Here is a 24,514-nt window from a genome sequence, read left to right as displayed (position 1 = left end):
TACTTTATAACAAATTATGTTTTTTTGTTTATTTTTAACTAAACATTAAGATTATCATTAATATAAAAATGTTTTATATTTGCAAAAATTAAATTTTAAAATAACCATAAATCCATATTCTTTTATGAATAAAAAATTATTGTTTAGCTTCCTTGCCTTCCTTGGAGTGGTAGGTGTTAAAGCACAAAGAAACGAATTGGGAGTTCGTCTAGGTATGAGTAACCTAGTGGGAGATGTAGGAAGGACAAATTATATTTTACAAAAGCCGTTGGATTTAAGCAGAACGTCAGATTGGGGGGTCCCGTTTTATGGTGGTTTATTATATAGATTTAATTTTAACCCGCATCAGACTGTTAGATTGGATTTAGGATACAACCAGATCCAGTTTAGTGATAAAGCGGCAAAAGAAGATTATAGAAGAAATAGAAACTCATACGGAAAAAATAACGTGTATGAGGCGAGTTTAATGTTTGAATATAACTTTTTTCCTGTTAATAATGAGCAGATCAGCATGTTAAGCCCTTACATCTTCGGAGGGGTAGGAGCTTTGATGTTTGATGCTCCCAAAGCTACTCTTGTGAATGATTTCAGACGAGATGCGGATGGTGTAGCGCAAGCTCCGATTAATGAATTGGACTTTACCACTACAACCAATTATTCAGTAGGTAAAAAAGTAACCATGCATATCCCTTTTGGAGTTGGTTTGAAGTATAAATTCAACCACTCATGGGCTGTATTTGCAGAAGCTACATTCAGATATACATTGACGGATCAGCTGGATTACAGTAAAATCCTTTCCAAAGATGTAAAAAGTTCTTTTAATGCTGATATTCTGGACCCTGCAACCGGAGGTTCATTATTACAGTCAGGAAATTATTATGCAGTTTCTAAAGAAAGAGAAGCAGAGTTTATTAAAAAGAGAAATATTGGAGATAGCAGATCTAATGATTGGATAAATACGTTCAGTTTAGGACTTACTTATTCATTCGGAAGACCTCCATGTTATTGTGAATAATATGTCGTTGATTAAAGATAAAATAAATTCTGAGAATTTACCGAAACACGTAGCCATCATTATGGATGGTAATGGAAGATGGGCAAAATCTCGTGGTGAGGAAAGAACTTTCGGCCACAAAAATGCCATTAATGCTGTAAGAAATGCCATTAATGCCTGTAATGAGATCAATATCCCTTATTTAACATTGTATACCTTCTCATCAGAAAACTGGAGTCGTCCGGCTGAAGAAGTGAATACCCTTATGAACCTGTTGGTAGAAACCTTACTGCTTGAAGCAGAAGAGATTTTCAGCAAGGGATTAAGAATGCATGTTATAGGAAATCTGGACAAGTTGCCTCCATTGGTAAGAGAGCAGTTGGAACGTGTGGTAGAGCTCACAAAAGAAAACACAAAAGGAAACCTTGTATTGGCTATAAGCTATGGCTCACAAAATGAAATACTGGAAGCCGTAAAAAATATAAGCTCTGATGTAAAAGAAGGAAAAGTTGAGATAGAAAATATAAACGAAAGTTTATTCGAAAGCTATCTGTATACAAAAGATTTTCCTCCTGTAGATTTACTGATCAGAACCAGCGGTGAAATAAGGATAAGCAACTTCCTGCTTTGGCAGATTGCTTATGCAGAATTACAGTTTTTAAATGTTCTGTGGCCGGACTTCACCAAAGATATTTTCTTCCAATGTATTGTAGATTATCAAAACAAAGAAAGAAGATACGGGTTAACCGGTGAGCAAGTAAAAGGCCAATAAAATTTTAAGAAAAGAAAGACTCGATAAAATGAAGTTTAGACTATTACCCATCATTATGTTTGCTGCTTCTGCACATTTTTATGGACAAGTAACTCCACAAGACAGCACAAAAGTAAATAATGCTGTACATGCAGAAAATGAGGCAGGAACTTATACACTTAAAGACATCGTTGTAGATGGGGTAAAAAAATATACACCAGCTCAGATCTTGAGATTCACGGGCCTTACTAAAGGAGAAAGTGTAGACATTCCGGGACAGAAAATCAGCAACGCTGTAAAAAAACTTTGGGATACCCAATCTTTTTCTGAAGTGGAGGTTTATGTTCAAAGCATTGAAGGACAGACTATCGTTCTGAAATTTTACCTGCAGGATCTGAAAGAACTTGGAGAAGTTAAATTCACGGGCAAAGGAATCGGTAAATCTAAAAGCGAAAAGCTGGCGAAGGATAATAACCTTAAACCGGGAACCAAAATTACTCAGAACCTGGTTTCAAGCCTTAAAACTAATGTCCCTAAAGACTATATTAAAAAAGGTTTTGCAGATGCCAAAATCAGTATTCAGGATAAAGTAAATGCAGGAGATCCTGCTTTGGTAGATTGGACAATTAATGTAGATAAGGGTAAAAGAATTAAAATTGACCATATTGAATTTGAAGGAAACGAAAATGTAACCGACAGGAAGCTTAGAAACAAAGCTTTCAAAGAAACCAAACAAAAGCGTTTTGGTATCGGTGGTATTTTGAAATCCTCAAAATTCATCGAAGATAAATATCAGGAAGATAAGCAGAACCTTATCAGTTATTATAACTCTCTGGGGTATAGAGACGCGAAAATCGTTTCAGACTCAGTATGGAGAAACAAGAGAAATAACTACGAAATCAATGTAAAACTTAATGAGGGTAAAAAATATTACATCGGGGACGTTACGTTCACGGGTAATACGGTATACTCTACAGAATACTTACAAAGATTGCTTGGATATAAGAAAGGGGATATTTACGATGCTGTAGGATTCAACAAAAAAGTTGGAGAAGACGGTGGTAAAGAAGATGATTCAGATATCAAATCTGTTTACATGAATAACGGTTACCTTTTCTCTAATGTAACACCTGTTGAAAAATCAGTGTCAGGAGATGCGGTAAACCTTGAAGTAAGAATTAATGAAGGAGAGCAAGCTACATGGAACAAAGTAACATGGCAGGGAAATACCACAACCCATGACCACGTTATTCTTAGAGCACTGAGAACAAAACCTGGAGAACTGTTCAAGAAAACAGAAATTAAGAGAACATACTTCGATTTGGCAGGGATGTCATTCTTTGACCCTCAGCAGATCGGTCAGGATATTCAGCCAAACCAGGTGGATAATACCGTTGATATTAACTGGAAGCTTGTAGAAAAAGGATCTTCTCAGGTTCAGCTGCAGGCAGGTTACGGTGGTAACAGCTTTATCGGAACTTTAGGATTGACATTTAATAACTTCTCATTAAAGAACTTCCTTAAATTTAAAGATTTCAAACCGGTACCTCAGGGAGATGGACAAACATTCTCTATTCAGGTACAGGCAGGACAATACTTCCAGAACTATGGAATATCATTCACAGAGCCTTGGTTATTTGGTACAAGAGCAACAGCCCTTTCTGTAAGTTTGAACAACTCCAGAGTAAGATATACAGATCAATATGGAAGTGCGCAAAAATTGAATATTTTCTCTGCATCAGCAGGATTGAACAGATTATTGAACTGGCCTGATGATTACTTCTCATTGTATACAGGATTACAGTTCCAGAAGTATGACTTCAACAACTATCCGTTCCAGTTTGGTGATACTACAGAATATAACGGTACTGCCAATAACTTCAGTGTTAATTTAGGATTGAGCAGAAACTCAGCCGGTATTGACCCGATTTTCCCGACAATGGGATCCAATATAGAGCTTTCAGCAAAACTGACTCCTCCATACTCATTGTTTAAGAAAAAAGACTACTCATCAATGTCAGCTATTGATAAGTACAAGTGGATGGAATTCTACAAAATCAAATTTAAAGCAGACGTTTACAATGAAATCATTGGGAAACTTGTATTAAGGTCTTCTGCTGAAATGGGATTCATGGATGGATACAACAACCAGTTGGGAGCACCACCATTTGAAAGATTCTATATGGGAGGTACAGGTCTTTTCGGAGGTCGATATGACGGTAGAGAATTGATTCCTTTAAGAGGTTATGAAAATGCTACCACAGAAGGAGGTCAGGCAGAAGATATTACTCAGAAAGGAGGAGGTACAATCTACAACAGATTTACCCTGGAATTAAGATACCCGATCTCAATGAGCCAGACTGCAAAAATCTACGCATTAACATTTGCTGAAGGAGGTAACGTATGGAATTCATGGAGCACTTACAGCCCGTTCCAGCTGAAAAGATCAGTCGGGATTGGTGTAAGAGTTTATATGGGAGCATTTGGATTGATCGGATTTGACTTTGCATTAGGTCTTGATAAGACATTATCAGGTGATAAGTCCGGATGGAGAAACCACTTCTTGATGAACCAAACACTATAATTAAAGATATGAAGCACTTTAAAATAATCTTCACATTCGCATTACTTTTACTTTTCGGGTTAAACAATGCCCAGAAAATTGGGGTAGTGGATACCAATGAAATACTGAATAAATTACCTCAGTATAAAGAAGCTGAAGCAAGATTAAATTCTCAGATTGATACCTGGGAGTCTGAACTTCAGAGTCTTCAGTCTGAATATGAAAGAAAAAAAGCTGCTTTTGAAAGTGAAAAAGTATTATTGATAGGGGATCAACTTAAACTTCGCGAAAAAGAAGTTACAGACCTTGATAAAAATATTAAAACGACAACAAGCTTACGTTTTGGGGCTAACGGTGAAATTACAAAACTGAGAACAAATCTGGTTCAGCCTTTTCAGGATCAGATCTGGGAAGCAATCAAAACAATGTCCGAAAAAAATGGCTTGGGCATAGTTCTTGATAAAAGCAATAACATTAGTGTTATTTTCCTTCAGTCAAAGTATGATTACACTGAGAAAGTATTGTCTATTCTGTTGAAAGGAACAGACAAGAAGGAAAAAACAAATAGCAAAGGCAAAAAATAATAATAGAATTAACTTTTGCTATATTTTAAAATCTAAAAACAAATTAAATTATTTATTTACCAGTTATGAAAAAATTAAGTGTATTATTTGCAGCAGTAATGATGGTTGTATCTGTAGGTATGGCAAAAGCTCAAAAAATTGCTACTTTAGATGTAATGGGAGTTCTTAACGCAATGCCGGAGAAAAAGAAAGCAGATGCTGATCTTAAAACATTCTTAGATACTAAACAAGCTGAGATTAAGAAAAAAGCTGACGCAGCTCAGACTAAATATCAGCAATATCAGACAGAAGCTCCTAAAAAAACAGCTGATGAAAACAAAGCTAGAGAAGAGGAGATGAAAAAATTAGCTGATGAAATCCAGCAAATGCAGGAAAAAGCTCAAAAAGATCTACAGGCTAAGCAAGATGTAGCTTTCGGACCTATTGAGAAAAAATTAAATGATGCAGTAGAAAAAGTGGCTAAAGCTAACGGGTACGATTATATTATGGATGCAAACTCAACAGCATTCCTTTATAAAGCAGGACCGGATGCAACTCCAGCTGTAAAAAAAGAATTAGGAATTCAATAATTTCAGCAAATTAACAAAGATTTATAAAACCAACCGCCTCTTTTAGAGGTGGTTTTTTTATTTTTGCGGAATGGAAAAAGAAGTATCAACGACGGTCAAAGTTAGGTTTAGTGATTGCGATCCGATAGGTCATTTGAATAATGTAAAATATCTGGATTATATGTTTAATGCCAGAGAAGATCATGTAGAAACATTTTACGGATTCACCTACGAAGAATATACCAAGAAAACCGGCTGTACCTGGATTGCCATTCAAAATGAAATAGCCTATTTAAAAGAAGTAAGATACAATACGCAGGTAGTAATCAGCAGCAAAACCATCGATGTTCAGGATAGAACGGCAAAGGTCGAAATTCTGATGAAAAGTCTGGATGAAAAAACAATTCATGCCGTACTTTGGGTAACTGTTATTTATTTTAATGTCAAAACAAGAAAATCTGAAGTCCATCCTGAAGAGATCAAAGGAATTTTTGATAAATTCTATGTAGATCTGATCCAGAAAGACTTCCAGTCAAGAGTGAAGTTCCTAAGGAGCCAGAATGCCAAAAACTCTTAATCTCATTTCTTAAAGGTTCCAATTTAAAAATTAATAATAAACGAATGAAAAAAATAGCAGTAATAGGGAGTAACGGGCAATTAGGCAACTGCATAAAAAAGATAGCTCCTGACTTTGAACATCAGTATGAATTCTTATTTACAGACTCCTCTACATTAGATGTTACCAGTGAAGAACAGGTGAACGATTTCTTTTATGAAAACAAACCGGATTACTGCATCAATGCTTCAGCATATACGGCGGTGGATCTGGCAGAGAAGGAAAAAGAAAAAGCTTTCGCTGTGAATGCTGATGGAGTAGCCCATCTGGCTCAGGCCTGTGCTGAATATAAATCTACTTTGATTCATGTTTCTACGGACTATGTTTTTGATGGGACTACCAATCTTCCATATTCCGAAGATGATTTTACCAATCCGGTAGGAGTATATGGGGAATCAAAAAGAAAAGGAGAAGAGCTTGCCCTGGAAATCAATCCGAAAACAATTATTCTGAGAACCTCATGGCTGTACTCTGAATTTAATAAGAATTTTGTGAAAACCATGCTGCACCTGTTCTCGCAGAAAGATGAGTTGGGAATTGTAGCCGATCAGTTCGGGCAGCCAACCAATGCAAATGATTTGGCAGAAGCAATTATGCAGATTATCCAGACTCCGCAAAAGACCTACGGAATCTTCCATTTCTCAAACTATCCGGAGACAACCTGGTTTGAATTCGCCAAAAAAATTGCTGAGTTTTCAAAATCACCGGTAAAATTGAATGCGATAACTACTGATCAGTATCCTACTCCGGCTAAAAGACCAGTAAGAAGTACTATGTCTTTGGATAAAATTGAAGAGACATATAAAATAGAGCCCAAACATTGGGAAAACAGTCTTGAAGAATGTGTGGAAATACTTGCACACCAATAATAGATAATATGAAGAATATTGTAATCATCTTTTCCGTGTTATGTATCCAGCTGTGGAGCGCTCAGAATGTTTATATGACCAGAGTTGAAAAAACAAATGATAATTCAGATAAATTCTTTTACAGAAAAGAGGACGCAGCCACAGATGCTGTTTATTTAGGAGAAGTAGAAGTACAGGGATTTTCAAAAGATGATGCACTTGTATTTTCTCTCGTATATAAAAAAGCAAAAGAGATCGGTGCCAACACATTTCAATTAAAACCTTTCGAAAACGTTGACGGTACGCCTCAGCCATTCAATGCTGCCAATTATAAAGTTGCTTTATATTATACACCTAAAGAAAAATTGGCGGTTAAGCATGGAGAGATGTATATATTTGCATCCTCTGAAAAAGATCAGAAAATAAACATCAACCGTAAAGACTATACCATCCCGCCAAGAACATTTTTAAAATTAAAAGTAGTTCCGGGAGAAATCTATACCATCTCAACAAAAAAATTGTTAGGCTCTACAGTGAAAGTTCAGCCAAAAGCCAATGACGATAATCTTTATTTCCAGGTTTCATCTTTGAAAGTAAAGTCAGATAATACAGGAGTAGGAGGTCTGAATCTGAAATCGGGAGATATTATTGGCCTGGAAAAGTCTTATGCAGAATTTTTAAGCATAATTTATAAAGAGAAGCATCCATAAAAATCAATTATAAGAGCTGTTTTAGGATTCAATTTAAAAAAACACCTATTCAATAAATTTTTGTTTAAAATTTTTCTCCCTGCAATCCAGTGTTTTAAGAGTAAATATTACGAAACGGTAAAATTTATGTTAAATAAACTTGTTTTGCGTTGTAGGAAGTTGCTATCTTTGCCCCACTGAAAACGAGAGTAGAACAGTAAGCGCAGAAGAGCTTTTAGGTAAGCAGGAACATTATTTACTTCACAAGAGACAGACGAAAAAAAACTTTAAAACTTTTTGCAAAAAGAGTTGTAAGATAAAAAAGAGTTTGTATCTTTGCAGTCCGAATAAATCGGAGCGCAGGAGTAGAGAGATTGAGGGTTTGAGAAGGATTAAGGTTACTTAAAAAACTTTAAAATTTTCTTCAAAAACATTTGGTCATTAAAAAATAAAGTTTTACTTTTGCACTCGCAAATACGGAGCGCTACTGACAGAGAGGGTACTTCGGGAAAAGCGGAAGATATAAAGATCATTGACATACAATATAACAACCAAGTAAGGAAAAACTAAAGCGTTAAAAACTTTGAGTGAGTCAGACAAACATACAATGGAGAGTTTGATCCTGGCTCAGGATGAACGCTAGCGGGAGGCCTAACACATGCAAGCTGAGCGGTAGAGATCTTTCGGGATCTTGAGAGCGGCGTACGGGTGCGGAACACGTGTGCAACCTGCCTTTATCAGGGGGATAGCCTTTCGAAAGGAAGATTAATACCCCATAATATATTGAGTGGCATCACTTAATATTGAAAACTCCGGTGGATAGAGATGGGCACGCGCAAGATTAGATAGTTGGTGAGGTAACGGCTCACCAAGTCTACGATCTTTAGGGGGCCTGAGAGGGTGATCCCCCACACTGGTACTGAGACACGGACCAGACTCCTACGGGAGGCAGCAGTGAGGAATATTGGACAATGGGTGCGAGCCTGATCCAGCCATCCCGCGTGAAGGACGACGGCCCTATGGGTTGTAAACTTCTTTTGTATAGGGATAAACCTACTCTCGTGAGAGTAGCTGAAGGTACTATACGAATAAGCACCGGCTAACTCCGTGCCAGCAGCCGCGGTAATACGGAGGGTGCAAGCGTTATCCGGATTTATTGGGTTTAAAGGGTCCGTAGGCGGATCTGTAAGTCAGTGGTGAAATCTCACAGCTTAACTGTGAAACTGCCATTGATACTGCAGGTCTTGAGTGTTGTTGAAGTAGCTGGAATAAGTAGTGTAGCGGTGAAATGCATAGATATTACTTAGAACACCAATTGCGAAGGCAGGTTACTAAGCAACAACTGACGCTGATGGACGAAAGCGTGGGGAGCGAACAGGATTAGATACCCTGGTAGTCCACGCCGTAAACGATGCTAACTCGTTTTTGGGTTTTCGGATTCAGAGACTAAGCGAAAGTGATAAGTTAGCCACCTGGGGAGTACGAACGCAAGTTTGAAACTCAAAGGAATTGACGGGGGCCCGCACAAGCGGTGGATTATGTGGTTTAATTCGATGATACGCGAGGAACCTTACCAAGGCTTAAATGGGAAATGACAGGCTTAGAAATAGGCTTTTCTTCGGACATTTTTCAAGGTGCTGCATGGTTGTCGTCAGCTCGTGCCGTGAGGTGTTAGGTTAAGTCCTGCAACGAGCGCAACCCCTGTCACTAGTTGCCATCATTAAGTTGGGGACTCTAGTGAGACTGCCTACGCAAGTAGAGAGGAAGGTGGGGATGACGTCAAATCATCACGGCCCTTACGCCTTGGGCCACACACGTAATACAATGGCCGGTACAGAGGGCAGCTACACTGCGAAGTGATGCAAATCTCGAAAGCCGGTCTCAGTTCGGATTGGAGTCTGCAACTCGACTCTATGAAGCTGGAATCGCTAGTAATCGCGCATCAGCCATGGCGCGGTGAATACGTTCCCGGCCTTGTACACACCGCCCGTCAAGCCATGGAAGTCTGGGGTACCTGAAGTCGGTGACCGTAACAGGAGCTGCCTAGGGTAAAACAGGTAACTAGGGCTAAGTCGTAACAAGGTAGCCGTACCGGAAGGTGCGGCTGGAACATCTCATTTTAGAGCGTCGTTAGACGATAAAAAAATTAGTATCGCAAGATACAGAACTTACTTAAAGTTCAAGCTTTAGTTTTTTGTTTGGTTGATTTATATTAAAAATAAAACCCACTAGAAATTAGTAAACGGGAAGAGAAAACGAGTAAGAAGTAGAGTTGTAAGGTATATGAAAATAATTACTTATCGCTCATTACTCATCACTCATAATAGAGTCTCGTAGCTCAGCTGGTTAGAGCGCTACACTGATAATGTAGAGGTCGGCAGTTCGAGCCTGCCCGAGACTACTAATTAAAGCGGATAGCAAATAGGGACTATCTTCTGGCCACTAGCCAAAAGCAGGAAGCCATAAGCTAAAAGCACTAGAGGGGAATTAGCTCAGCTGGCTAGAGCGCCTGCCTTGCACGCAGGAGGTCAAGGGTTCGACTCCCTTATTCTCCACAGAGTGGATGGTTTAGTTTTAAAAAAGCAAATAGAGCCAAAAACAATATTTGCGAATTAAATCAGAAATAGATTTAAGATCATTGACATTAACGGTAAAGACATCACAAAGAGAAAACCGAGCGCATAAAGCGCTTGAGTAACCAATAGGAAAGAAATCGTTAAGGGCGTATGGCGGATGCCTAGGCTTTCAGAGGCGACGAAGGACGTGGTAAGCTGCGAAAAGCTGCGGGGATTGGCACACACGAATTGATCCGCAGATATCCGAATGGGGCAACCCAATACATTGAAGATGTATTACCTCGTAAGAGGAGCAAACCCGGAGAACTGAAACATCTAAGTACCCGGAGGAAAAGAAATCGAAGAGATTCCGTAAGTAGTGGCGAGCGAAAGCGGATTAGCCCAAAAGCTTTTATATGTTTAATAGAATGTTCTGGAAAGAACAGCCATAGAGGGTGATAGCCCCGTATATGAAAGGCATATTTGAGTGATAAATGAGTAGGGCGGGACACGTGAAATCCTGTCTGAATATGGGGGGACCATCCTCCAAGGCTAAATACTCCTGAAAGACCGATAGTGAACAAGTACTGTGAAGGAAAGGTGAAAAGCACTTCGAATAGAAGGGTGAAATAGAACCTGAAACCGTACGCCTACAAGCGGTCGGAGCAGCGTAATGCTGTGACGGCGTGCCTTTTGCATAATGAGCCTACGAGTTAATTTTACTAGCGAGGTTAAGGTATTAAGTACCGGAGCCGGAGCGAAAGCGAGTCTGAATAGGGCGCTTAGTTAGTAGGATTAGACGCGAAACCTTGTGATCTACCCATGGGCAGGTTGAAGCTCTGGTAACACAGAGTGGAGGACCGAACCGGTTGACGTTGAAAAGTCTTCGGATGACCTGTGGGTAGGGGTGAAAGGCCAATCAAACTGGGAGATAGCTCGTACTCTCCGAAATGCATTTAGGTGCAGCGTCGATGTTAAGTTTATTAGAGGTAGAGCTACTGATTGGATGCGGGGGTTTCACCGCCTACCAATTCCTGACAAACTCCGAATGCTAATAAATGTTCGTCGGCAGTGAGGGCATGGGTGCTAAGGTCCATGTCCGAGAGGGAAAGAACCCAGACCAACAGCTAAGGTCCCCAAATATATGTTAAGTTGAAACAACGCGGTTGGACTGCATTGACAGCTAGGATGTTGGCTTGGAAGCAGCCATTCATTTAAAGAGTGCGTAACAGCTCACTAGTCGAGCGGTCCGGCATGGATAATAATCGGGCATAAACATATTACCGAAGCTATGGATTTGTATTTATACATCTGGTAGGAGAGCATTCTATTTGCGCCGAAGCAGTACTGTGAGGTATTGTGGAGCGGATAGAAAAGAAAATGTAGGCATAAGTAACGATAAAGCAGGCGAGAAACCTGCTCACCGAAAGACCAAGGCTTCCTCAGCCATGCTAATCAGCTGAGGGTTAGTCGGGACCTAACGCGAACCCGAGAGGGGTAGTGGATGGACACAGGGTTAATATTCCCTGACTTGCTCACGATAAAAGGGGACGGTTGGATGTATCTGCTGGAGACTGACGGAATAGTCAAGGCTTAGCCTTCGGGCGAAGCTGCTGTAGAGTAATCTGATCCAAGAAAAGCCGAAGTGAAGCAACCCGTACCAAAACCGACACAGGTGGTCGAGGAGAGAATCCTAAGGTGCTCGAGTGAGTCGTGGCTAAGGAACTAGGCAAAATAGTCTCGTAACTTCGGAAGAAGAGACGCCATCAGCAATGGTGGCCGCAGTGAAGAGGCCCAGGCGACTGTTTATCAAAAACACAGGACTCTGCTAAATCGAAAGATGCTGTATAGGGTCTGACACCTGCCCGGTGCTGGAAGGTTAAGGAAGGTGCTTAGCGTAAGCGAAGGCATTGACTGAAGCCCCAGTAAACGGCGGCCGTAACTATAACGGTCCTAAGGTAGCGAAATTCCTTGTCGGGTAAGTTCCGACCTGCACGAATGGTGTAACGATCTGGGCACTGTCTCAGCCACGAGCTCGGTGAAATTGTAGTATCGGTGAAGATGCCGATTACCCGCAATGGGACGAAAAGACCCTGTGAACCTTTACTATAACTTCGTATTGACTTTGAGTAAGTAATGTGTAGGATAGGTGGGAGGCTTTGAAGCAGGCACGCTAGTGTTTGTGGAGCCGCCGTTGAAATACCACCCTTTACTTACTTGGAGCCTAACTTCTTTCAGAAGGACATTGCGTGGTGGGTAGTTTGACTGGGGTGGTCGCCTCCAAAAGAGTAACGGAGGCTTTCAAAGGTACCCTCAGCACGCTTGGTAACCGTGCGTAGAGTGTAATGGCATAAGGGTGCTTGACTGTGAGACCCACAAGTCGATCAGGTGCGAAAGCAGGACATAGTGATCCGGTGGTTCCGTATGGAAGGGCCATCGCTCATAGGATAAAAGGTACTCCGGGGATAACAGGCTAGTCTCCCCCAAGAGCTCACATCGACGGGGAGGTTCGGCACCTCGATGTCGGCTCGTCACATCCTGGGGCTGGAGAAGGTCCCAAGGGTTGGGCTGTTCGCCCATTAAAGTGGCACGCGAGCTGGGTTCAGAACGTCGTGAGACAGTTCGGTCTCTATCTATTGCGGGCGTTAGATGTTTGAGAGGGCTTGATTCTAGTACGAGAGGACCGAATTGAACAAACCTCTGGTGTATCAGTTGTACCGCCAGGTGCACCGCTGAGTAGCTACGTTTGGAAGAGATAAGCACTGAAAGCATATAAGTGCGAAACTCGCCTCAAGATGAGACATCTTTTAAGGGTCGTTGTAGATGACGACGTTGATAGGCTACAGGTGTAAAGACAGTAATGTCATAGCCGAGTAGTACTAATTACCCGTAGATTTATAGTCTATGGTTACTGTATCAGTAATATAAAATGACAAGTACTTTATGCGCAGTAAAGGTTTTGTCTTTGTGAAAGTTTTTATCGCTTAAAACGCAGATGGCGGATAGCAGTTAGCGAATGGCAATAAAGCCAATAGCCAGCAGCCAATAGCCGGATGCTATATACCTTCTTTAGGGTGGTTTTAGCGGTGGGGCTCACCTGTTCCCATTCCGAACACAGAAGTTAAGCCCACCAGCGCCGATGGTACTGCTAACGCGGGAGAGTAGGCCGCCGCCAGTTTTTATTTTATTTTTAAAAATCCTTTATCAAATGATAGAGGATTTTTTTTGCTTTATACCCAAGACAAGCTTATAAGCAATAAGTAATGAGTAATAAGTAATGAGTAATAAGTAATGAGTAATAAGTAATAATTGATAAACGATACATCAATCAACTATCAAGCATCAATTATCAACCATCACTTATCACTTAACATTCATCATTCATCACATACCCCATTGTCACTCCGTAGGAGTCTAAACAAAACGCAATAAACCGCATTCTCAAATAGCTTTGGAATTAGTTTCGTTGTTTACCTTTAAATCCTCAAGGCTCTAATAATTAAGCCTGGATTCCTGCGGAATTACACAGTAGAAAGAAGCAGCACAAATTAAAAGAAAGAGGCCAGTTGAACCACATTACAATTGGGAAGGGATGCTTTATGGCCCCAATTGGAAGATCATTACCTCGGTTCAGAATAAAATTTATTATTCTTACGGCTGATCATTCTTTGCTTTCACTACTATCGTTTATCCCACCCATCTGTCACTCCGCAGGAGTCTCTGCAATCCATTATTTTCTTCAACTCAATTCCCACAAAGTACTAGATTAGGCTATAACTTATCTGTCTTTAAATTTTACTTAATTATTTAAGTATCAAAAGCTTTACACTCATAACAGTGATTTAAGATGTTATTATTAAAAAGATTTGGTTGCTTTTATTAATGGATTTGGCATAAATAATTAATGATTGTATATTAATTTAATAATAATTACGTTATTTGTTGAAATATCTTGTGATATTATTAAATATATACCAAATCTAATTTTTATGAAAAAAACCATTTTTAAGGTTGGGCTGCTCCAATCCTTATTCTTTTTCGGTGGATTGTATGCACAAAGTGATTCAACTAAAGCGTCAAAGATTGATGAAGTAGTTGTTACAGCTTATGGTGTAAAAAAAGAAAAAAAAGCGCTTGGATATTCTTTCCAGGATGTGAAAGGACAAACTCTTGTCGATGCCAAAGAAAATAATGTTACCAATGCATTAGTAGGAAAGGTTGCCGGGTTACAAGTGATTAAAGGAAGTTTTGGACCAGGTTCTTCCTCAAAAATTAACCTGCGGGGATTTAATTCGTTTACAGGAGATAATCAGCCTCTTATTGTGGTAGATGGAGTTCCGTTAAGTAATAGCTTGGGATCAAAGGCTAAGCAGAATGGAAAAGATTCTAATAACGATTTCTGGAATCCGGATCTTGATATGGGTAATGGTTTAAGTGATATCAATCCGGACGACATTGAAAGTCTTTCTGTTTTGAAAGGTGGTGCTGCTTCTGCTCTTTATGGTTCCAGAGGTGGAAACGGTGTTATTTTGATTACTACAAAAACCGGTAAAAGAAAAGGGGGATTAGGAATTACATATTCTACAAGTTTAGGTTTTGAAAATATTTTTATGGAACCTGATTTGCAGCATAGTTTCGCACAAGGAAGTAATGGTTTGCCCAATCCACAAGGAGTTGATAACACAACTTCCTGGGGACCTGCCTTTGAGGGATCAAATATGACCGTCCATGATAACTTAAAAAATTTTTTTAAGACAGGAACTACCGCACAGCATACATTGAGTTTTCAGGAGAACTTAGGCGAAGGATCAAGCCTGTACACTTCAGCTAACTATTTAAACAGTAATAGCCAGATTCCGAACTCAAAATATGAGAGGTTCAATTTTATGGCAAAAATGAATTCTAACTTTGGGGCTAATAAAAGATGGACTACTGAGGTAAAAGCCCAGTATATGAGTGTTAAAGGTACAAACAGACCTTCTGCAGGACAAGGTGATGGAAATTACTACCCAAGAATCCTTCTGATGCCTCAGAATGTTGATGTAAGAGATTATCGTGAGGGACAGATGCAAAATGGAGTGACATCGCGCTGGATAACCTCTAATGGAATTAATCCCTATTGGACAGCTTATAATGCATTGAACGCGGATAAAAAAGACCGGTTTTTATTAAACGGATATCTTAAATATCAATTTAATAACTGGCTGAGCGCAGATGTAAGATTAGGAACGGATTTCTATTCCTTAAATAGTGATGCAAGGGTTTGGACGGGATCTGGCCGTAATAATTCTTACTCTACCGGTCAGGAAAAGTTTTATGAAAATAATTATATCATAAGTCTTAATGCTAAAAAAGATGATATTGTTGGTAAATGGGGAGGATCGCTTTCAGTTTATGGACAGATGATGGAAAGTAGGGATAAAGCATTATATTTTTCCACACAAAATCTCGTTGTTGCCAATGTTTTCAGCACATCTAATACGAGTGATCTTGCTTCTGTTACGACGACTGAAGTTGATCTGTGGAAAAAAATTAATTCAGTATTTGCTGCTGCTGAAATTAATTATGACGGATATTGGTTTCTGAATGCTACGGCAAGAAATGATTGGTCTTCTACTTTGAATATAAATAACAGGTCTTATTTTTATTCTTCCGTGAGCACTTCATTAGTTTTGACAGATATGCTGAAAAAATTAAATGGTACTACTTTAAGTGCCTTAACATTTGCTAAGCTTCGCGCGGCCTACGCAATTGTGGGTAACTCTTTACCTCCTCAAAGCTTGTATAATACATATATTGCTTCTACTGATCCAAACGGACATATTGTACTTGCAAGAAACAAGATACTTTTTAATCCGGATTTACATGCGGAAAAGCTTAAGACTTTTGAAGTTGGAGCAGACATGAAGTTTTTTGACAGAGTGTCTCTGGATGTAAGTTATTTTAATAATAATGCCACCGATCAGCTTATAGCCATTCCGATAAATCCACTTTCCGGATATGAAAGAATGATGATTAATTCAGGAGGGCTGCATAACAAAGGGTTTGAATTCGTTATGAATACGGATATATTTAAGAAGGAAAGTTTTGTATGGAATGTCAATGCCAATTTTTCAACGTTAAAAAGCAATATCGATAAAATTGATGGAATTGTTTCAAAATATCCTTTATCAGGTTTTGATAACGTTGCTTTCTTCGCAGAAGTAGGAAAACCTTACGGAGCCATTTACGGAACAAAATTCTTAAGAGTAGAAGATACCAGCAGTCCTTACTACGGAAAGTTGATTGTGGATCAAAACGGGTTACCGCGGGCAACGCCTGATCAATATTATTTAGGAGATCAAACCCCGAGAGCTTTGTTTGGTTTTGCAAACAGCTTTGTTTATAAAAATATTGGACTTTCATTTTTAATTGACGGGAGAATCGGAGGTAAATTTTTCTCTGCAACACAAGCTGCACTACAAGCGAATGGACTTGCTGCAGACACTGCGCCCGGAGGAAAACGTGATAATATGATTTTGGATGCCGTAGTGGAGGGAAATGGTGGTTATATATCAAATACAAAAGAAATTACTCAACAGGATTATTGGGGAGCTGTGACATCCGGAAATTTAGGAATTACAGAGCAAAACATTTATGATGCTACCAATATTCGTTTAAGAAATATTCAGCTGACCTATAATTTCCCTAAAAGTATTTTCCAAAAACTAGCCTTACAGAGCGCTAAAGTAGCTTTTACAGCAAATAACGTATGGATGATCTACAGTAAAGCCAAAGGAATCGATCCGGAATCTGTATTCGCAATTAATTCTAATGCTACAGGATTTGAAAACCTTGCTTTTCCTACTTCAAGATCTTATTTATTTACAATTACTTTAGGCTTTTAATTAACAACTGAAACAATGAAAAAATATATCTTATCATTTTTTACGATTGGTTTACTATGTACTTCATGCAATGATTTTGAAGACATCAATAATAACCCGTTTGCCGTAGACGCCAATAAGGCAGAACCTGAATATTTATTAAATAACTCAATTCTCGGTGCTCAGCAAGATCCTAATATTGCAGAACGTGTTTTTGTTTTATATTGGAAAACAGCAGCAAGACAACATTTAACAACCGGAATTGCAGGTGGAACTTACGACGATTCCTGGACTTCCGAATATTGGAAATACATTTCAGACTGGCTGAATAATGCAAATGCGGCCATTCAATTGGCTAATGAAAAAAAGGCGGCAGGACAAGGAAAACCTTATTATGATAATATCATTCAGGTTTCCAGAATTTGGAGAGCTTACTTAATGAGTGAATTTTCGGACAATTTCGGACCTCAACCTATTCAGGCTTTTCAGGGAACGAATCCTACTTTTAATTCTGAAAAAGAAGTGTATTATTTTATTTTGGAAGAATTAAAAGATGCAGCCGCAAAAATGGACACAACCCAGGGAGTACCATCCAATGCAAATGCCTATGATATGGTGTATGGATTTAACTGGACTCAGTGGGTAAAGTATGCCAACTCTATGAGGATGAGAATTGCCATGAGAATTGCCGAAGTAGATCCTTCAAAAGCAAAAACAGAATTTGAAGCTGCGGCTAATTCAAATATGTTTATCGCTACAAGTGCAGATAATTTTAAAGTTGCTGAAAAACCGGGCTGGGATGCGCTAACAGGCGTAATGTCCAGAGAATGGAACTCTCAGATTTTATCAGCAACCCTTAATAATTTATACATTGGCTTGGGAGGAGTAAATTCTACAGACCAATTACCAGCGGCTCAACATGCACAGGTAAAGGCATCTGATTATATTGGTATAAAATATGATCAACAGTTCACTACAATGACCAATGATCCAAGTGCAGGCTACTGGCTGGACGGATTACCTAATAAAATCGACCCAAGAGCATATAAAACATTTTATATTCCGGGGGATCTTACAAGTCCGGTTTATTCATTGTATCCGACGTATACCAATCAGGCAACTACCAATCACGGAGATCTTACGTTTGAAGATAATTCTAAAATAACAATAAATACCGTAAATACCTGGAATGCCTATACCATTGGAAATTGGGGTGTAAAAGGGCAGAGAAATGGCTTAAGAAATGTAGTAGGATGTATGCCGGCTTTAGGTAAGCAGTATAGAGAAAGTAAGAATGCAAGAATATTTTTTGCAAGCTGGGAAACCTATTTCCTTTTGGCTGAAGCTGCATTGAAAGGCTGGACCGTTCCAATGAGTGATGAAGCTGCTTATAATAAAGGAATTCAGGAAAGTTTTATTTATAATGGAGTTTCACAATTCTATGGTCAATATATTGCTTCAACGGATTATAACCGTGACGGTACTTCTGTTTCTTATAGTCATATTACAGAACCGGGAGTAAGCCATGCGATGAAATATAAAGATCCTGTAACCGGTAACTTGGTTTCTGTTGAAATTAAATATCCTGTGAATACCATTTATAAGAACGGATCGGTAAAAAATGATAAACTGACAAAGATTATTACCCAGAAATATATTGCCAATATGCCTTGGTTACCGTTAGAATCCTGGAATGATCAGAGAAGACTTGGCCTGCCGTTTTTTGAAAACCCGGCCATCGAAACTCCATTGCCCAACCTTCCTAATCTGAGCTCAGGGAACTATATGACGAATTCTATTCAGAACTTCCCTCAGAGATTAAGATATCCAAGTACTTTCAGAAATACTGATCAGCCTGGATATGATAAAGCTGTCCAATTACTTGGTGGTGCAGATGCTGTACTGACTCCTCTTTGGTGGGCCAAACATTAATTAAATTCAAATACTAAAAAACAATCCTTTTCTGATTTTGAAAGGGATTGTTTTTTTAGATACAAATTGACTGAATATCTCTTTAATGTATTATTTAATTCTGATAAAAGTAATGTATGGATTGGCCTGGGAGTATTAATTGGCTCCAATAGTAAAAACAACCTGTGTACTATATGCTGTCGCAGGAATTGTCACAGAAACGCCACCTATTTCCAGCTGTACATTAATGCCTGAATAATCTACACTGTTACCCAGTCCAAGAACTCCGGTAAAGGTAATTGTTGAAAGGGTTGCGGCACTAGCTTGTGGTATTTCTATATAATTAGCCGTACCGCCATTAATTGTCGCCGTACACAAAACACAAAGGCCATTGATTGTTGCTGTACCGCCACTTCTTTTTGCATAAAGTTTCAGAGAGCTGTTCCAGGAAGTAGGAGCAAGCTGCATGCTGATTCTGGCTCCGGAACTTGTAAGAAGATTCAGAAAAGATCCGGGCAAATGGCCTGATAATGTTAACAGGCTGGGATTGTCATAAGTTCCGGCATAATTAGTTCCGGCTTCTGTAATAGTGGGTACAGTTGCCGTCCAACTGGTTCCCGTAATATTAATGGTTTGTCCATTAAGACTGATTCCCATTATTAAAGTAATAACGTATAGAAATCTTTTCAGGGATGGTTTTATGATGGGAATTTTAGTGTTCATTTTCGGTTTACTCTGTAATGGTGTAGGTGATGACAATAGCTGTATTGGCCTGTGCAACTAAATTGGCATAAGTATTTGTGGCCAGTGAAATGGTGAGTGCATGTCCGTTATTGGCACCATTCCCTGTATAAGCTCCTCCAATACCACTAATGATAGTGACAGGAGTAGTTGTAAGGATCACCTGGCCAGATGATGTTCCCAACGCTCCTCCACCGGCTCCGGATGCTGCGGCGGCCTGAAGTCTTATATTTACTCCTGCTATCACTTTATTCACAGAGGCTGTAATTCTTCTGGTAAGTCCACTGGGAGAAATGGCAGAAGTATAGTTGACCCATTTTGACGTATTGGGGGTTGGTGTTCCAAGCGCATTTCCTGCCTCGGTAGGGGCTGTGAAGTTCAAAGTGATACTACCTGCAGGTTCAATATCCATCAAAGTTACTACAGGCAACGTAAGGCTGACAGTAGTGCTTGCGGTCTGGGAATATATTGAGCCAGATGCAATAAATAATATAATTAATAGTATGGAACGGATCAGAATCATTTTTTCTTTTTTATTTCATTATATCCTACTTTCAGGGATTCCTGCTGATATTTGATTTCTAACTGATGCTTGACAACATTGATCGTTATTTTCTTTGTTTCCGAAGGTTTTAAAGTAAACATAAATTTGTCTGTAGAGATTTTAAAACGTTTATCCAGCCCATTACGATAAACCTTAACAGTCCAGTCTCCAGGCCGGAGATAAGTGAAGTCAAACTCTTCTCCTATATAGCATACCTTGCGGAAAGTCTGGTCGTTATTACTGGTTTCTACAATAATACTTTCTCTTTTTCTCTTTCCTTTTCCTGATTGCAGCTGTTCAATGTCTAACTGATCCTTTTCTCCCGTTTCCAGGAATCTGACATACCCCTGAACATTGGCTGCAGTTGTTATCCCGAAATTAAAAATATTCTCCTTATTGATGAGTGATAGAGGAGCCGGAAATGTTTGAGTGGGAATATCATTGATTTCTGTAGTTGAACGGTCTATTTCTAAAAAATAATCACCCGGAATAACATTTTTAAATATATAATTTCCATCCTTATCCGTAACCGACAGATAACTTCCAAGCATTAATCTGACTCCATCTGTCTTTTTAACCCCCAGATTGGCAACATTGCCAGTCAGCGAAGTATATTCAGCTGTTTTTTGCACCGGAATATTAGGACGCCATGTATAACGCATCGAAAATATAAAATCTTTATCTCCGATTTCTCCTCTTTGTAATGAATATCTTCCTGACAGATCAAGTTCATTTCCAGGAAATAGCTGCTGGTGAAAAAGAAGCTCAAAAAGATTCCTGTCTTTAAAATATTCCTCCGGCATATAATTGTTCTGATAAAAAACACTTAAACTGGTCTTATCAGAAAACCGGCTAAATATCCTTGCTCCGTAATAAAGGTTTTTTTGATTCTGAAGCTGATACCTTGAGCTGATGGCGTAACTCCCGAAGATGTTAAAAGAGGTTCTGAATTTTTGAAATGAGAAATTGGCAGAATAAAAAGTGGAATTACCGCTGAACCCTGTCAGATAATTATCAGTTTTACCAAACTGTCCATCCAGATTGATCTGGAAAACTCCGATCTGCTGATTGATACTCACTTTGAAATAACGCTCATAATAGTCAAACTGTTTGGGCTCCAAACGGTCTTTATACGTCTGATGGCCATTATTAAAAATAATAAAACCGTTGGGCAGATATCTGTACTGTATACCATATTGAAAATACTTTCTGTAAGGTGCTGCCAGCAACAGGGTATCCCGTTGAAAGTTTTTTGCATCCTGCATATAGTTGGCGAATACACTGATTTTTTTGGTGATATTGTAATACACATTTCCATTAAAGGTATTTGTATTGGTAAAATATCCGGCAAAATCCGGACTGGCTCTCATATATATTAAACTTCCGTTTAACTTCTTGAAAGCGGCTTCTGCCTGAAGCAAATAAGCTGTTCCATCCGTTTTCTGTGTTGTACTGTAAGCTAATTCTCCGGACAGGCTGATGTTTTTAGAAATTTTAAATTTTCCTTTTGCGTAGGGGAGATGAGCGTCAGAATCAAGTCTTACCTCACCGTACCTTATTTCATCTTTTCTCGGTGTTTTATAGAGATATCCTACAGAAATTTCAGACTCTTTCCTGATCCTGAAGGCTGAATAGATATTCAATTCATCTTTTATATCTCTGAAGAATCTGGGATGATTATAAAACCCGCCAAAACTTACTTTATTAAGATCATAACGGATTTCTGCCCCGCGTCCGTATCTTGCAAATTCTGTGAGATAAGATGAAGAATAGGTTTTATCACCGAGATGAAGAAAAAAATTATCTCGTTTATAATTCACAAAATACTCCTCATATTGGGTAAAAGTGTTAAGTTCTACAGGATTGTGAGTGACAGCCCTGAATTCAACCTGATTTTTATTGTCTTTATCAAGAGTTCCTTTACCATAAATTTCGCCCTGAAAACCATCATGATAAACTCCCAAATTCTGCATCCCGATAAAGGATAAAGAAAAAGCAACCGGCAGCCTGTGATAAATATCTTTTTCAGTGGGCTTTACCGAGATAACCTGGGTACTTGAATAGTAATCCTGGCTTTCTTTGGGGTTTCCCTTTGGATGAACCGAAAGATTTAGGTTTTGAATTTCATTCTGAACAAGATCCGGGCTTGTGACTTTGTGAATACTGACGGTTTTTGATTCATTGGGAGATAGTATGATTGGTGAATCATGGTCAATAACTGCATTCTTGCTGTCAAGTACAATGCTTTCCGTTACATTACCATTATTTTTTAAAAGGAAAGAGGCTTTGATGGTTTCTCCTGCTCTTATAAACTCAGGGGCATCCAGAATGGTGACCAAAAGATTCCTGTTTCCGGAAACTGAGATTTCTGAAGTTTTTATAAAAGATATTCCGCTGTTACGATCAGTAATATCTAATGTTACAGAATAAGAACCTTGTCCTGTTTCTGTACCGATACGTAATGGAACCAGATAGGCTGATGTTTCATAAGGACTAAGCTGAAATTCACCTTTAGCTAAAATAGGATGTATTGAAGAACTTGATGTGCTGACTGAAATATCATAAGTCCTGCTCTCTGCCGAATTATTTTCTAATGTAAAAGGAATAGAAGTGGACATCCCCGGCATTAAACTATCTTTTTTACTGGTCAATCGGTTGGATTGCTGTTGAGAAAAAATAAATACCGGGAATAATAATATGATAATAAATAATGTCCAAGTTTTAATCATTTTTTACTTCTAATTCCACATTCAGCGCAAATGCATTTTCCTCTTCATCTGTGGCTATTATGGCGGCTCTGTACTTATCTGGTGGTACGGTATTGATATCAATATAAAATGTTTTGGAAGTATCCGGTAGCAGTCCCATCGTTAAACTTGTATACGTCCCCACTTTTTCACCTGTCTTACGATTATAGATTTCAATGGCTGCCGTAGGTTTACAATACAGATTGCCATTATTGGCAATAGCGATCTTTACAGTTTTCTTTCCTTCCTGTTTTTCTACTTTTACACTTTCAAATTTAAGGTCCGGTTTGGCCTTTTCCGTTTCAATGTCTGTAATGACCTGAATGGCATATCGTATAACTGAGGTAATACTTACACCAGGCTTTTTGTCGCTGGGTTTTATCTCCTCTACAGGTTCCACCATGATAACACTCCAATAACTTCCCGGATCCATTGCTTCATTGGGAACTGTTATTTCATAAAATACCTCAGTTTTTTCCTTACCTTTTAAAGTAACCAGATTGGTATTGAGCTTCAGCCACTCCCCGTTACTGCGTCTATTGGTACGTAATGCTGTATAGTTAATCGTTCCGTCAGCATGGTAGGTATAATCCTGTAAAAATAATTTTACACTCTGAGGATTGCTGCTTGTATTTTCGATGGCAATTTTCCCTTTGTAGACCTTTCCGTTTTCTATTTTGTAAGAATGCGTAAGCCCGTTGAGAATCACAATGCCGGCATGTAAAAAACCGAACTGCAAAATCAGGGTGATCAAAATAAGAATACGCTTTATCATATATAAAATAAAGTTTGGAGTTAAATCATAGTAATACAAAACCAGGAAGAAATTGATAACAACTTCTTCTTGTTTTGGATGAAAAAAGAATCTTTGTTTAAATTCTAATTATCTGATATTGTATAGGTAACGGTGGCTACTACAGTGGCTGTTGCCTGCAAATCTGCGTAGGCAGCTACTCCCCCGGGGCCGCTTCCTGCAGCTAGTGCATAAGTAAGATTATGTCCGTTGTTGGCACCATTCCCTGTATAAGCACTTCCAATTCCGGAAATGATAGTCTGGTCAGCCGCGCTTAAGGTTAGCAGACCTGCTGATGTTCCCAACGTTCCAGCACCTGATCCGGTAGCTGCAGCAGCAGTTACATGGATATCAACTCCCGGAATGATAGCATTCATTTTCACACTTACATTACGGGTAGGGTCTGCAACAGATTTGATGGAAGAGTAATTAAGCCATAACGTTGTGTTGGCTGCAGCAGGAATGATGGGATTCCCGGCTTCTGTAGGTGCTGTAAAGCCTAGAGTAATGTTTTTTGTAGCAGCAGGTTCAATATCTACCAGGGCCACTTCAGGAATAGACACTGTAACGGTATGGGTATCTGTATTGGTATCCTGTGCGCTCAGATTCCCTGATAGAGCAAGCGCAAATAAAGACGCTGCAATAGTTAAATTTAATTTTTTCATGACACTGTTAATTAGTTAAGTGAAGATAATAAAATTCAGGGTACGGTGAAAAAAATATACCACATTTTTTATATAAGTATTTATTTATCATATGTAATG

General features: G+C 39.0%; 15 protein-coding genes, 2 tRNA genes and 3 rRNA genes. 15 read left to right on the top strand and 5 right to left on the bottom strand.

Going from position 1 to position 24,514, the window contains the following annotated elements:
• The first annotated feature begins 124 nt into the window (after positions 1-124).
• From porG to EL165_RS14115, 15 genes are all read left to right on the top strand, one after another.
• Positions 125-1,015, top strand: a complete 891-nt coding sequence (gene porG, locus EL165_RS14185; protein ID WP_002983684.1) for a type IX secretion system protein PorG — start codon at positions 125-127, stop codon at positions 1,013-1,015.
• Between the two features lies 1 nt (position 1,016).
• Positions 1,017-1,766, top strand: coding sequence for an undecaprenyl pyrophosphate synthase (uppS, locus tag EL165_RS14180; RefSeq protein WP_041462081.1), 750 nt, complete (start codon positions 1,017-1,019; stop codon positions 1,764-1,766).
• Between the two features lie 28 nt (positions 1,767-1,794).
• Positions 1,795-4,329 (top strand): outer membrane protein assembly factor BamA, encoded by a 2,535-nt coding sequence (bamA, locus tag EL165_RS14175; RefSeq protein WP_002983682.1) that lies wholly within the window; start codon positions 1,795-1,797, stop codon positions 4,327-4,329.
• 8 nt (positions 4,330-4,337) lie between these two features.
• Complete coding sequence (locus EL165_RS14170; protein WP_041462104.1) at positions 4,338-4,892, top strand: OmpH/Skp family outer membrane protein; 555 nt, start codon at positions 4,338-4,340, stop codon at positions 4,890-4,892.
• Between the two features lie 65 nt (positions 4,893-4,957).
• Complete coding sequence (locus EL165_RS14165) at positions 4,958-5,461, top strand: OmpH/Skp family outer membrane protein (protein ID WP_002983679.1); 504 nt, start codon at positions 4,958-4,960, stop codon at positions 5,459-5,461.
• A 70-nt stretch (positions 5,462-5,531) separates the two neighbouring features.
• Positions 5,532-6,017, top strand: coding sequence for an acyl-CoA thioesterase (locus EL165_RS14160; RefSeq protein WP_002983678.1), 486 nt, complete (start codon positions 5,532-5,534; stop codon positions 6,015-6,017).
• Between the two features lie 44 nt (positions 6,018-6,061).
• Entirely contained in the window at positions 6,062-6,925 is an 864-nt protein-coding gene (gene rfbD / locus EL165_RS14155) for a dTDP-4-dehydrorhamnose reductase (RefSeq protein WP_002983677.1), read from the top strand.
• A gap of 8 nt (positions 6,926-6,933) precedes the next feature.
• Positions 6,934-7,614, top strand: a complete 681-nt coding sequence (locus EL165_RS14150; protein ID WP_041462080.1) for a hypothetical protein — start codon at positions 6,934-6,936, stop codon at positions 7,612-7,614.
• Between the two features lie 583 nt (positions 7,615-8,197).
• Positions 8,198-9,713: ribosomal RNA gene (locus EL165_RS14145) — 16S ribosomal RNA — on the top strand.
• Between the two features lie 207 nt (positions 9,714-9,920).
• Positions 9,921-9,994 (top strand) — tRNA-Ile (locus EL165_RS14140).
• An 80-nt stretch (positions 9,995-10,074) separates the two neighbouring features.
• Positions 10,075-10,148, top strand: a tRNA-Ala gene (locus EL165_RS14135).
• A 151-nt stretch (positions 10,149-10,299) separates the two neighbouring features.
• Positions 10,300-13,051: ribosomal RNA gene (locus tag EL165_RS14130) — 23S ribosomal RNA — on the top strand.
• A gap of 167 nt (positions 13,052-13,218) precedes the next feature.
• A 5S ribosomal RNA gene (rrf, locus tag EL165_RS14125) occupies positions 13,219-13,326 on the top strand.
• Together the 16S, 23S and 5S rRNA genes with 2 tRNA genes alongside form the textbook arrangement of a ribosomal RNA operon.
• A gap of 811 nt (positions 13,327-14,137) precedes the next feature.
• Complete coding sequence (locus EL165_RS14120) at positions 14,138-17,035, top strand: SusC/RagA family TonB-linked outer membrane protein (RefSeq protein WP_002976168.1); 2,898 nt, start codon at positions 14,138-14,140, stop codon at positions 17,033-17,035.
• Between the two features lie 15 nt (positions 17,036-17,050).
• Positions 17,051-18,946: a SusD/RagB family nutrient-binding outer membrane lipoprotein gene (locus EL165_RS14115; protein ID WP_002976169.1), complete on the top strand. Its 1,896-nt coding sequence runs from the start codon at positions 17,051-17,053 to the stop codon at positions 18,944-18,946.
• A gap of 135 nt (positions 18,947-19,081) precedes the next feature.
• On the opposite strand, the gene EL165_RS14110 is transcribed toward EL165_RS14115, so the two are convergent.
• The 5 genes from EL165_RS14110 to EL165_RS14090 form a co-directional block, all read right to left on the bottom strand.
• Positions 19,082-19,648, bottom strand: a complete 567-nt coding sequence (locus EL165_RS14110) for a hypothetical protein (RefSeq protein ID WP_002976170.1) — start codon at positions 19,646-19,648, stop codon at positions 19,082-19,084.
• Positions 19,649-19,655: 7 nt separating this feature from the next.
• A complete protein-coding gene (locus EL165_RS14105; protein ID WP_002976171.1) occupies positions 19,656-20,189 on the bottom strand; it encodes a hypothetical protein in 534 nt (177 codons plus the stop codon).
• Complete coding sequence (locus EL165_RS14100; RefSeq protein ID WP_002976172.1) at positions 20,186-22,939, bottom strand: COG1470 family protein; 2,754 nt, start codon at positions 22,937-22,939, stop codon at positions 20,186-20,188. The genes EL165_RS14105 and EL165_RS14100 overlap by 4 nt, the downstream gene beginning before the upstream one ends.
• Positions 22,932-23,732 (bottom strand): WxL protein host-binding domain-containing protein, encoded by an 801-nt coding sequence (locus tag EL165_RS14095; protein ID WP_002976173.1) that lies wholly within the window; start codon positions 23,730-23,732, stop codon positions 22,932-22,934. The genes EL165_RS14100 and EL165_RS14095 overlap by 8 nt, the downstream gene beginning before the upstream one ends.
• 104 nt (positions 23,733-23,836) lie before the next feature.
• Complete coding sequence (locus EL165_RS14090; RefSeq protein WP_002976174.1) at positions 23,837-24,415, bottom strand: hypothetical protein; 579 nt, start codon at positions 24,413-24,415, stop codon at positions 23,837-23,839.
• Positions 24,416-24,514 lie beyond the last annotated feature (99 nt).

Origin of the sequence: Chryseobacterium gleum (assembly GCF_900636535.1) — a bacterium.
GTDB classification, from domain to species: domain Bacteria; phylum Bacteroidota; class Bacteroidia; order Flavobacteriales; family Weeksellaceae; genus Chryseobacterium; species Chryseobacterium gleum.
The sequence above is the reverse complement of the archived record's forward strand: the minus strand, read 5'-3'. Positions and strand labels throughout refer to the sequence as shown.

Bases quoted from the DNA above. Each gene is read 5' to 3' on its own strand.
- porG (WP_002983684.1), top strand. From the start codon at position 125: ATGAATAAAAAATTATTGTTTAGCTTCCTTGCCTTCCTTGGAGTGGTA.
- uppS (WP_041462081.1), top strand. From the start codon at position 1,017: ATGTCGTTGATTAAAGATAAAATAAATTCTGAGAATTTACCGAAACAC.
- bamA (WP_002983682.1), top strand. From the start codon at position 1,795: ATGAAGTTTAGACTATTACCCATCATTATGTTTGCTGCTTCTGCACAT.
- EL165_RS14170 (WP_041462104.1), top strand. From the start codon at position 4,338: ATGAAGCACTTTAAAATAATCTTCACATTCGCATTACTTTTACTTTTC.
- EL165_RS14165 (WP_002983679.1), top strand. From the start codon at position 4,958: ATGAAAAAATTAAGTGTATTATTTGCAGCAGTAATGATGGTTGTATCT.
- EL165_RS14160 (WP_002983678.1), top strand. From the start codon at position 5,532: ATGGAAAAAGAAGTATCAACGACGGTCAAAGTTAGGTTTAGTGATTGC.
- rfbD (WP_002983677.1), top strand. From the start codon at position 6,062: ATGAAAAAAATAGCAGTAATAGGGAGTAACGGGCAATTAGGCAACTGC.
- EL165_RS14150 (WP_041462080.1), top strand. From the start codon at position 6,934: ATGAAGAATATTGTAATCATCTTTTCCGTGTTATGTATCCAGCTGTGG.
- EL165_RS14120 (WP_002976168.1), top strand. From the start codon at position 14,138: ATGAAAAAAACCATTTTTAAGGTTGGGCTGCTCCAATCCTTATTCTTT.
- EL165_RS14115 (WP_002976169.1), top strand. From the start codon at position 17,051: ATGAAAAAATATATCTTATCATTTTTTACGATTGGTTTACTATGTACT.
- EL165_RS14110 (WP_002976170.1), bottom strand. From the start codon at position 19,648: ATGAACACTAAAATTCCCATCATAAAACCATCCCTGAAAAGATTTCTA.
- EL165_RS14105 (WP_002976171.1), bottom strand. From the start codon at position 20,189: ATGATTCTGATCCGTTCCATACTATTAATTATATTATTTATTGCATCT.
- EL165_RS14100 (WP_002976172.1), bottom strand. From the start codon at position 22,939: ATGATTAAAACTTGGACATTATTTATTATCATATTATTATTCCCGGTA.
- EL165_RS14095 (WP_002976173.1), bottom strand. From the start codon at position 23,732: ATGATAAAGCGTATTCTTATTTTGATCACCCTGATTTTGCAGTTCGGT.
- EL165_RS14090 (WP_002976174.1), bottom strand. From the start codon at position 24,415: ATGAAAAAATTAAATTTAACTATTGCAGCGTCTTTATTTGCGCTTGCT.